Genomic DNA, 9918 nt, shown 5'->3' with positions numbered 1-9918 from the left:
GTAAAACGTATCATCAACGAACCTACAGCTGCAGCTTTAGCTTACGGTTTAGACAAAGCACACAAAGACATGAAAATTGTTGTGTTTGACTGTGGTGGTGGTACACATGACGTTTCGGTATTAGAATTAGGTGACGGAGTATTTGAAGTTAAATCTACTGACGGTGATACACACTTAGGTGGTGATGACTTTGATAACGTAATCATCAACTGGTTGAACGAAGAATTCAAAAGTGAAAACAATGGCTTTGACTTGAAAAAAGACCCAATGGCATTGCAACGTTTGAAAGAAGCAGCTGAGAAAGCGAAAATTGAATTATCAAGCGCAACTTCTACTGAAATCAACTTGCCATATATCACTGCTGATGCAACTGGTCCAAAACACTTAGTTCGTTCATTATCACGCGCTAAATTTGAAGCTTTGGCTGCTGACTTGATCAAGAGAACAATTGCTCCTTGTGAGTCTGCATTGAAAAATGCTGGTTTCAGCAAATCTGATATTGATGAAATTATCTTAGTAGGTGGTTCTACTCGTATCCCTGCAATCGTTGATGCTGTAAAAGCATTCTTCGGAAAAGAGCCTTCTAAAGGTGTAAACCCAGATGAAGTTGTAGCTTTAGGTGCTGCTATCCAAGGTGGTGTATTGACAGGTGAAGTAAAAGACGTTTTATTATTGGATGTTACTCCACTTTCATTAGGTATTGAGACAATGGGTGGTGTGATGACTAAATTGATCGAAGCAAATACAACAATTCCAACTAAAAAATCGGAAACATTCTCTACTGCTTCAGACAATCAGCCATCTGTAGAAATTCACATCTTACAAGGTGAACGTCCTATGGCAAACCAAAACCGTACAATCGGCCGTTTCCATTTGAATGACATTCCACCAGCTCCTCGTGGCGTTCCTCAAATCGAAGTTACTTTTGATATTGATGCGAATGGTATCATCAAAGTATCTGCAAAAGATAAAGCTACTGGAAAAGAACAAAATATCCGTATCGAAGCATCTTCAGGTTTGTCTGACGACGAAATCAAACGCATGAAAGAAGAAGCTGAAGCAAATGCTGATGCTGACAAAAAAATGAAAGAAGAAGCTGACAAAGTAAATGCAGCTGACGCTTTAATCTTCTCAACTGAAAAACAATTGAAAGAATATGGCGATAAAATTTCAGCAGATAAAAAAGCGCCAATTGAAGCTGGCTTAACAAAATTAAAAGCTGCTTACGAAGCGAAAAACTTTGCTGATATCGACGCTGCTTCTGAAGAATTGCAAAATGCTTGGAATGCTGCCTCTGAAGAAATGTATGCTGCTTCTCAAGGTGGTGCACAACAACCTCAAGGTGATGCAGGTCAAGCTCAAGGTGGAAACCAAGGTGGTGATGATGTAACTGACGTAGATTACGAAGAAGTGAAATAATCACTCCTCCTCATAAAAAAAGCTCCAGGATTATTCCCGGAGCTTTTTTATGTCTATTACTTTCACTATCTCGTTTAACCTTCACCGCAATACACTTATGCATTTCCAGCTACTTCTTATCCTTATAGTGACTTAAGATTCCTTTGTCCAAAGTAGCCCAAATACCTGCTGGCATAGCTGCCTTCTTTAAGGCATTATTTGTCCAGGTATTGCAGGAATAAAACATGCTATAGGCTCCCTTTGCTTCATAAAAAGCGTCTGAGTCACCATACTGTGCATCTGTTTTCACCAAAATAGTTTCCGCTTGATTTCGATCCAACGAATCTTCTATATATTTTATCAGATCCCGATATTGGGATCTACTGATCTGATAAGCAAAACATAACTCATCCTGCTGAACCGAATTGTAATAGGTCACATGCATGGCAGACTCCCCCAATCCAAAGGCAGCAACAAAGGCCGTCGATGCTTTTAAATCCTTCCATTCTGGTGTGTCCAAATAGAATCCTTTATCACCCCAACCGATACCTACATACCGATATCCGCTATGTTTCCCAACTGTATTCCCATAGGGAAATAGTTGCGACCAATCCATCTCTTCGTTAACGACAGGCAATACAATATCGGTATGAATGCCATTGGACTGAACAAAAACCTGAATCGTCTTCTCTTCGTCTATATTCTTCGTTGGAGCCGAAATTCTTGACAGGCTGTATTCAGCAACAATATAGAGCACACAAAAAGACAACAATCCTAAAATAATATAACCAAACACTTTAAGAATTTTTTTCATCTAAGATCTATTTCCGCTCAATTAATCTAGCGCACAGGTCAAAAAAAAACCTGTATTGCTTGACAATACAGGTGAAAGATAAGCTATTTCTTTTAGCTCTTAAAATAACTTTTCAGGATATATTCCATCAGCTACTAATTTCGAAATCGATTCTTGTACGATAGGTTTATCTTCTTTATAAGTTACGCCAAACCATTTCGAAGAAGTTGGGATCACTTTAAAATCAGCCAACTTATGTTTCACCATATAATCCGGTACGGAAGGAATGAAAAATTCTGCTTTTAAATTCTCCTTATTTTCCTCAACAAATGCAGGGAACATCGCCTGCGCCACTTCGAAAATCTTTGGTGTAAAGCCCCAAAAGTTCATCGAAACGCGGGTTTTTGGATCTAGGTCTGTTTCAACACCATTTTCTTCATAAACGATTTTGCGATCGTCACCTTCACCTTTGTAGTATATATTTGTACGTTCAGTTACACTTTCCATATGTCCAGAAGGGGTAACCTCACATACTCCGCGTGAAACATAACCATAATCAGACATGGTATTTCCAACCTGGAAGCCCATCAATGACATTTGCTCATCAGAGACTTCGGTTGTTAAGAATTCGGCCATTTTTTGAAAAGAATCCGAACCATAGAAATCGTCTGCATTGATTACACAAAAAGGTTCATGCACTTTATCCTTAGCGCTCATCACCGCATGGGCAGTACCCCAAGGTTTAGTTCTTTCGATAACGTGGTTAACGCCAAATTTCGTTAGGTCAAAATCTTGAAAAGCGTAATCTACTTCTATTTTACCTTTCAATTTTTCATCAAAAACTTCTTTCATTTTATCTAGGAACTCCTCCCTGATAATGAAGACAACTTTTCCAAATCCTGCGCAAATGGCATCGTAAATTGAATAGTCAATAATTGTCTCGCCGTGTGGGCCAAAACTGTCGACTTGTTTTAAAGAACCATACCGGCTAGCCATTCCTGCTGCCAAAATCAAAAGGGTTGGTTTACTCATATTTAAATTGCGTTAATAGAATTTTCTTTTCGTCCGCAAACTTAGCTAAATTTGCCCTTAAAAGCAAATTTAGCTAAGTTCAGCTCCACCTTCAAAGGTATAGTATTGAAACGAAAAGAATCAAAAAATTATTGTTATTTCTTTTTTAAAAATGCGTTTAATAAACCCGTCGCTAATTTGCCCAACAACTTAACTCCTTCCCGTGCTAGCGTCGTTGTCGCAGTTCGTTGTGCAGCCTCCAAAGGCGTCTGTCTTCTGGAAGAAGGCCGACTTGCCTTCTCTGCTTCTTTTTCCTGTGCCGCACGTTGTTGTTCCTGCTCAGCGGCCTGCATTCTTTCATCTATGATTTCAGCTGCAGAACGATTTTCCTGTCGCTCCTGGTATTTAGCTTTCAAATCAGACTGATTGATAATCTGGTTGATTGTTGCATCAGCTGCAGGCCCCATCACGGCACGTGCTGGTACCAAATGCGTAGCAACAACCTCTGTAGGAATACCTTTGTCGTTCAATACGGTAATCAATGCCTGTCCCGTCCCCAAAGCGGTCAACATCTGATCAATTTCATAAAAATCAGATTTTGGATACGTTTTGACTGTCTTCTTTAAGTTTTCAGCATCGTTGGGTGTAAAGGCACGCAATGCATGCTGCACCCGATTTCCCAATTGCGCCAATACAGACTCCGGTACATCGGTTGGAGACTGTGTACAGAAGAAAACACCTATCCCCTTCGAACGGATAAGACGAATAATCTGATCCACCTGTGTCAAAAAGGCTTTAGGAGCTCCGTTGAACAGCAGATGGGCTTCATCAAAGAAAAAGACCAGCTTCGGTTTATCCAGGTCGCCAATTTCGGGCATATTTTTAAACAATTGTGCCAATAAACTCAATAAGAATGTAGAATACAGTACAGGTTGATCTTGCACATCGGAAATATTCAACAGGCTAATCACGCCTTTCCCATCTACTTTTTGAAACAAATCGTTGATATCAAACTCTTTCTCGCCAAAGATATGAGCCAAACCTTGCTGCTCCAAAGCGACGATCTTACGCAGGATAGTTCCCGAGCTGGCGGAACTAATCTTACCATAATCGTTTTTGATTTCTTCGCTACCAGGTCCTTCTGAAAGGTAGCTTAGCAGTTTTTTGGTATCTGAAAAATCGATCAATGGCATTTGATGATCTTGCGCATATTTAAACATTGCGGCCAATACCCCTGTTTGTGTTTCATTGAGTTCCAGGATCCGGCCCAGCAAGACAGGTCCGAAATCTTCTACGGTAATCCGCATAGGAATCCCCTTATTGCCAGAAAGTGAATACAGTTCAACGGGAAATGACGACGGCTCAAACGGCACGCCCACGGCGTTTCCCCGATCAATAAGGGCCTGATTGGTGACACCTGGTTCTGCTAAGCCTGATAAATCGCCCTTGACATCCAGCATAAATACAGGTACAGAGGCATCCGACAACTGTTCGGCGATTAATTGTAGCGTACGCGTTTTACCGGTTCCGGTGGCCCCGGCAATAAGTCCGTGACGGTTCATCATTTTCAAGGCTAGATTCACTTTTGCCTCAGCCAAAATTTCACCATTGAGCATTCCCGCTCCCAGATAGATAAATGCTCCCTTGGGATTATAGGAGGCCTGGACCTTCTCAATAAATTGTTCTTTATTTGCCATACGAAAGGCTTAATATTTATAAATCAAAGAAAATTGAAAACTTTTCAAAAAATAATCTCTTCGTCACAATTTCGTGCCAAATTTTATTTTTAGTGCACTATTAATTTGAATTTAACATAGAATTACTATTTTTACGATGTAAACAGTAAGATTAAAGGTAATAAAAAATGTTAAATAAGCGGTTTAGATTTGTGGCAGCATTCCTTTGTGCTATCATCTTTTTCACAAAGATGGCCATCTCTATTTCGCCTATTTTTTCCAACAGCTTAGATCAAAGCACCATCTTACAGGTCGTTTTACAACTGGAAATCGAAAACAATAACGGTGCAAGTAACGACACACTTGAAACCGCCTCAAAATTTTTCAATACAAAAACAGAAGAACCTATTGTATTTGAAACCATTATCGTTGAGAACCAAGGAAAACAGAAGAATTATCTTAAAAATGAGAAAAGCATTTTAGCTTTCCATCCTACGGTTCCAACACCGCCTCCTAACTGTTAATAAAGGCATCCCTCGGGGATGTACTTCCATCGACCCGCATGCAAAAGATAAAGCATGTGCGGTATCCTTGATTTTTCTGAAGTAACCTATCGGCTTTAGTTCGGTTGAATCTTATCGTTTAGCTTTCTCAGCAAGACACGTTGTCAATGTTATTGAAGGTCAGATGATATAACGATACACAGCTACAGCTCACTAAAGGTTGCCTGATGAAAACTTTATTTATAGATAAACACAAATTTTATGTTTGGAACTCGTACGTCGGCTTTTCTGAAACTATCGAAAAGAGACTTAAAATATGACTTCCCTGCTAGTGTTGTGGTGTTTTTGGTGGCACTTCCATTATGTTTGGGAATTGCAATGGCCTCTGGTGCGCCATTGTTTGCAGGATTATTGACTGGTGTAATTGGTGGAATCGTTGTCGCTTCAATCAGTAAATCACCACTCAGTGTAAGTGGGCCAGCTGCTGGTCTTACCGTTATTGTCTTAGGTGCTATTCAAAGCCTGGGCGCATATGAAACCTTTCTACTTGCCGTCGTGATCGCTGGTGTAGTACAGGTCATTCTTGGTATATTAAAAGCCGGGATGATCGGCAATTATTTCCCTTCAGCGGTCATTGTAGGTATGCTTGCCGCGATCGGCATCACAATTATCATGAAGCAGATTCCTTTGGCATTGGGCTTAGTGGAAACACATGCCTTCGAAATGGACAATGGACATGGTATTGGCGCCTATTTTGATACGATCGCCTCTGCGATCAACTTTGGTGCATTGATCATCTGTGCACTATCATTGGCAATTCTAATCTTCTGGCCATCTATTCCAAAGCTTAATAAGGTTCCGGCCCCATTGGTTGTCGTGATTCTGGGCGTAAGCTTAGCTTATTTTTTCAACGGCTCAGCACTCCAATTGCATGATAAACAATTTGTTCTGGTCCCTATTGTAGGTTCTTTTGCTGAATTCACAGGATTATTTACCCTACCGGACTTCACACAGATTGTCAACAAAGATGTGTGGATAGCTGCATTTACGATTGCAATTATTGCAAGTCTAGAAACCTTATTGAGTATCGAGGCGGTTGATAAAATAGACCCTTACAAAAGAAATACGCCAACCAACCGTGAACTCGTTGCACAAGGAATCGGTAATATGACCAGTGGACTTCTAGGCGGTCTACCATTGACATCCGTTATCGTACGCTCATCAGCAAACGTCAATGCAGGTGGAAAAACAAGACAGTCTGCTATCATGCATGGTATGTGGCTATTGGTCGCTATGCTCGCTATCCCAACAATGCTGAATATGATTCCTTTGGCCTGTTTAGCGGCTATCCTTCTCCATACAGGGTATAAATTGGCTAAACCAAGCCTATTCACCTCAATGTACAAAAAAGGCTTAGATCAATTTATTCCATTTTTTGTCACCATTGTAGCGATCGTGTTTACCGACCTTCTTATGGGTGTAGGAATAGGTATTGTCGTGGCGACATTCTATATTTTGAGAGCAAATATGAAAAATGCTTTCAAATATAATATTGAAAAAGACAATGAAGAAGATAAGGCCGTCATTACATTAGCGGAGGAAGTATCCTTTTTGAACAAGGTTCCTATCCAACAGAAATTATACAGCTTACCAAAATCTATCAGTAAGATCCGCATCGATGGAACATTCAGTAAATTTATAGACAAGGATGTCATCGAAGTCATAAAAGATTTTGAGCAGAACGCGAGAAGTAAGGGAAAAGACATCGAGCTTTTGCAGGTTGTCTATAAAAAACCCTCCTCATAAGGGAAAGGTTTTCGACGTATCGCGTAAGCCATTACCTTCCATCGTTCTACCAGCACCCTTGGTTGAAACAAGAGGAAGGATTATTGAACATCAAGAACAGATTTTCAATAAAAAATAAGTTGTTTGAAGTAAACAATGAATTTAGACATTTGTATTATTATAATAAAATCGAAACGATGCCTTTGGGCAAGAGTGAAATAAGAAGAATATGGAAAATAAAGATTTAAAAATAGGATTTGACAATATCATAAAGGGAAATAAAGAGTGGATGGAATTTGTAAAGAATGACGCTACGGGACGCTTCCAACAACTTGCTAAAGGTCAAAATCCGGAAATTCTTTGGATCGGTTGTGCAGATAGCCGTGTACCCGCAAATGAATTGACAGGTACTAAGCCGGGGGAAGTTTTTGTTCACCGTAATATTGCCAACATGGTCATTCACTCGGATATGAGTATGCTTTCCGTATTAGACTATGCCGTGAATGTGCTGAAAGTAAAACATGTGATTATCGCTGGTCACTATGGCTGCGGTGGTGTTGCGGCTTCTTTAAGCCGTAAGCAGTATGGTATTATCGACAACTGGTTGGGCCATATCAAGGATGTCTATCGCTTACATAGCGCAGAGATCGATGCGATCCAGGAACATGATAAAAAAGTAGATCGCTTAATCGAGCTCAACGTACAAGAACAGGTTTTCAATCTTTGTGCGACGTCGATTATCCAAAACGCATGGAAAGAACGTAATGATCTTGCGGTACATGGAATGATTATCAATATCGGCACGGGAGAATTGATCGATCAACACTGTACCTTTACCAATAATGATGAGCTAGGTGAAGTCTTCGCTTATAAATAGAGTAGTAATAAAAATCGGTAAAAAGGGACGAAATTTCGTCCCTTTTTTATTTCATATCCCAACGTTATTAAGTCTCTCCATTCCAACAGATACAGCTGGCATATTCAACCACTCTTGCTAAGCCGAATATCTACGATCTCCTAGCTAATATTTCACGGCGAATAATTAACTTTGTATTATGAGTGAAGAAAAATCATTAAATTTTATCGAGGAAATTGTCGAAGAGGATCTTCGTACAGGGAAGCATGGCGGACGTGTATTGACACGTTTTCCTCCTGAGCCAAATGGTTACCTCCACATTGGTCACGCCAAATCCATCTGCTTGAATTTTGGATTAGCACAGCAGTATAATGGCAAGACTAATCTACGTTTTGATGACACTAACCCTGTCACTGAGGACACTGAGTATGTTGAAAGTATCAAGAAAGATATTCAATGGCTTGGATTCCAGTGGGCAGAGGAATTATATACTTCAGATTATTTCGAGACACTATATAGTTATGCCGTTGATCTAATTAAAAAAGGTCTAGCTTATGTCGACGACAGTACTGCTGAAGAAATTGCAGCAGCAAAAGGTACCCCAACAGAACCGGGTGTTCCAACGCCCTATCGCGATAGGTCTATTGAGGAAAATCTAACCTTATTCGCGGCTATGCGTGCCGGTAAATACCAAGATGGTGAAAAAGTGCTACGCGCAAAGATTGATTTAGCTAGCCCGAATATGCATTTGCGTGATCCTTTGTTATACCGCATCAAACATGCACATCACCACAGAACAGGGAATCAATGGTGTATCTACCCGATGTATGATTTTGCGCATGGACAATCAGATTCCATTGAGAAAATTACACATTCGATCTGTACGCTGGAATTTATTCCACACCGTCCACTTTATGATTGGTGTATTGATAAATTGGAGATTTTCCCTTCCAAACAATACGAATTTGCACGTTTGAATATGACTTATACCGTCATGAGTAAACGTAAATTGCTACAATTGGTCAATGAGAAGTTTGTTGAAAGCTGGGACGACCCGCGTATGCCTACGATCTCAGGATTGCGCAGAAGAGGGTATACACCTGCGAGTATCCGCAACTTCTGTGAAAAAATCGGTGTTCAAAAACGTGAAAACATGATCGATGTCAGTCTTTTGGAATTTTGTATCCGTGAGGATCTCAACAAAACGGCATGGCGCAGAATGGCTGTTCTTGATCCAATCAAATTGGTGATCACCAACTATCCTGATGGTCAGGTAGAGGATCTTCTTGGCGAGAACAATCCAGAAGTCGAAGGTGGTGAAGGTTCACGCTCCATTCCATTTTCAAAGGAGCTCTGGATAGAGCGCGATGATTTTATGGAAGATGCACCAAAAAAATTCTTCCGTTTAGGCCCTGGGCTTTCTGTACGTTTGAAACATGCTTACATCGTCACCTGTCATGATTTTGTGAAAGATGAAAATGGCCATGTAACGGAAGTTCATTGTACGTATGTTCCAAACTCAAAATCGGGAGAAGACACTTCGGGATTAAAAGTAAAAGGAACAATCCACTGGATCTCGGTTCCACATGCAAAAGAAGCTGAAGTGAGATTGTACGACAGATTGTTCAATGATGAAAATCCTGCTGCAGCAGAAGATTTTAAAGCATCGATCAATCCTGAAAGCCTACATATTATTGAACGTGCTTACATTGAACCGGATCTTGCAAATGCAACCCCGGGGAAAGGATATCAATTTATACGATTGGGATATTTTACCTTAGATACACATTCAACTCCAGCTCATTTAGTCTTTAACCGTACGGTTACATTAAAAGACTCTTGGGGTAAGGAAGTAAAGAAAAACGCGTAAAACCGTACACTATAAAAAGAAGAGGT

At 40.2% G+C, this 9918-nt stretch carries 8 protein-coding genes; 5 read left to right on the top strand and 3 right to left on the bottom strand.

Annotation, left to right across the window (positions count from 1 at the left end):
* On the top strand, positions 1-1419 hold a 1419-nt coding region (dnaK, locus tag B2X72_RS07755), incomplete at its 5' end, for a molecular chaperone DnaK (RefSeq protein WP_286848924.1).
* 109 nt (positions 1420-1528) lie between these two features.
* Here dnaK and B2X72_RS07750 read toward each other — a convergent pair.
* The 3 genes from B2X72_RS07750 to B2X72_RS07740 all read right to left on the bottom strand — a co-directional run bounded on the left by B2X72_RS07750 (position 1529) and on the right by B2X72_RS07740 (position 4899).
* Positions 1529-2212 (bottom strand): TIGR02117 family protein, encoded by a 684-nt coding sequence (locus B2X72_RS07750; RefSeq protein ID WP_286848922.1) that lies wholly within the window; start codon positions 2210-2212, stop codon positions 1529-1531.
* A 99-nt stretch (positions 2213-2311) separates the two neighbouring features.
* Positions 2312-3223, bottom strand: a complete 912-nt coding sequence (locus B2X72_RS07745; protein ID WP_088163177.1) for a sugar phosphate nucleotidyltransferase — start codon at positions 3221-3223, stop codon at positions 2312-2314.
* Between the two features lie 134 nt (positions 3224-3357).
* On the bottom strand, positions 3358-4899 hold the full coding sequence (locus tag B2X72_RS07740; RefSeq protein WP_286848920.1) for a helicase HerA-like domain-containing protein: 1542 nt from the start codon (positions 4897-4899) through the stop codon (positions 3358-3360).
* A 167-nt stretch (positions 4900-5066) separates the two neighbouring features.
* Between B2X72_RS07740 and B2X72_RS07735 the strand changes: the two genes are divergently transcribed.
* From B2X72_RS07735 to B2X72_RS07720, 4 genes are all read left to right on the top strand, one after another.
* On the top strand, positions 5067-5402 hold the full coding sequence (locus tag B2X72_RS07735; protein WP_232475633.1) for a hypothetical protein: 336 nt from the start codon (positions 5067-5069) through the stop codon (positions 5400-5402).
* A gap of 240 nt (positions 5403-5642) precedes the next feature.
* Positions 5643-7187, top strand: coding sequence for a SulP family inorganic anion transporter (locus B2X72_RS07730; protein WP_088163179.1), 1545 nt, complete (start codon positions 5643-5645; stop codon positions 7185-7187).
* A 208-nt stretch (positions 7188-7395) separates the two neighbouring features.
* Positions 7396-8043 carry a carbonic anhydrase gene (locus B2X72_RS07725; RefSeq protein WP_088163180.1) on the top strand — a complete coding sequence of 216 codons (648 nt, stop codon included), beginning with the start codon at positions 7396-7398 and terminating at the stop codon, positions 8041-8043.
* A gap of 178 nt (positions 8044-8221) precedes the next feature.
* Positions 8222-9892 (top strand): glutamine--tRNA ligase/YqeY domain fusion protein, encoded by a 1671-nt coding sequence (locus tag B2X72_RS07720; protein WP_286848915.1) that lies wholly within the window; start codon positions 8222-8224, stop codon positions 9890-9892.
* Positions 9893-9918: the final 26 nt, after the last annotated feature.

The sequence above is a fragment of the Sphingobacterium sp. UBA7253 genome (genome assembly GCF_002472745.1).
GTDB classification, from domain to species: domain Bacteria; phylum Bacteroidota; class Bacteroidia; order Sphingobacteriales; family Sphingobacteriaceae; genus Sphingobacterium; species Sphingobacterium siyangense.
This window is presented reverse-complemented; position numbering and strand designations above follow the sequence as displayed.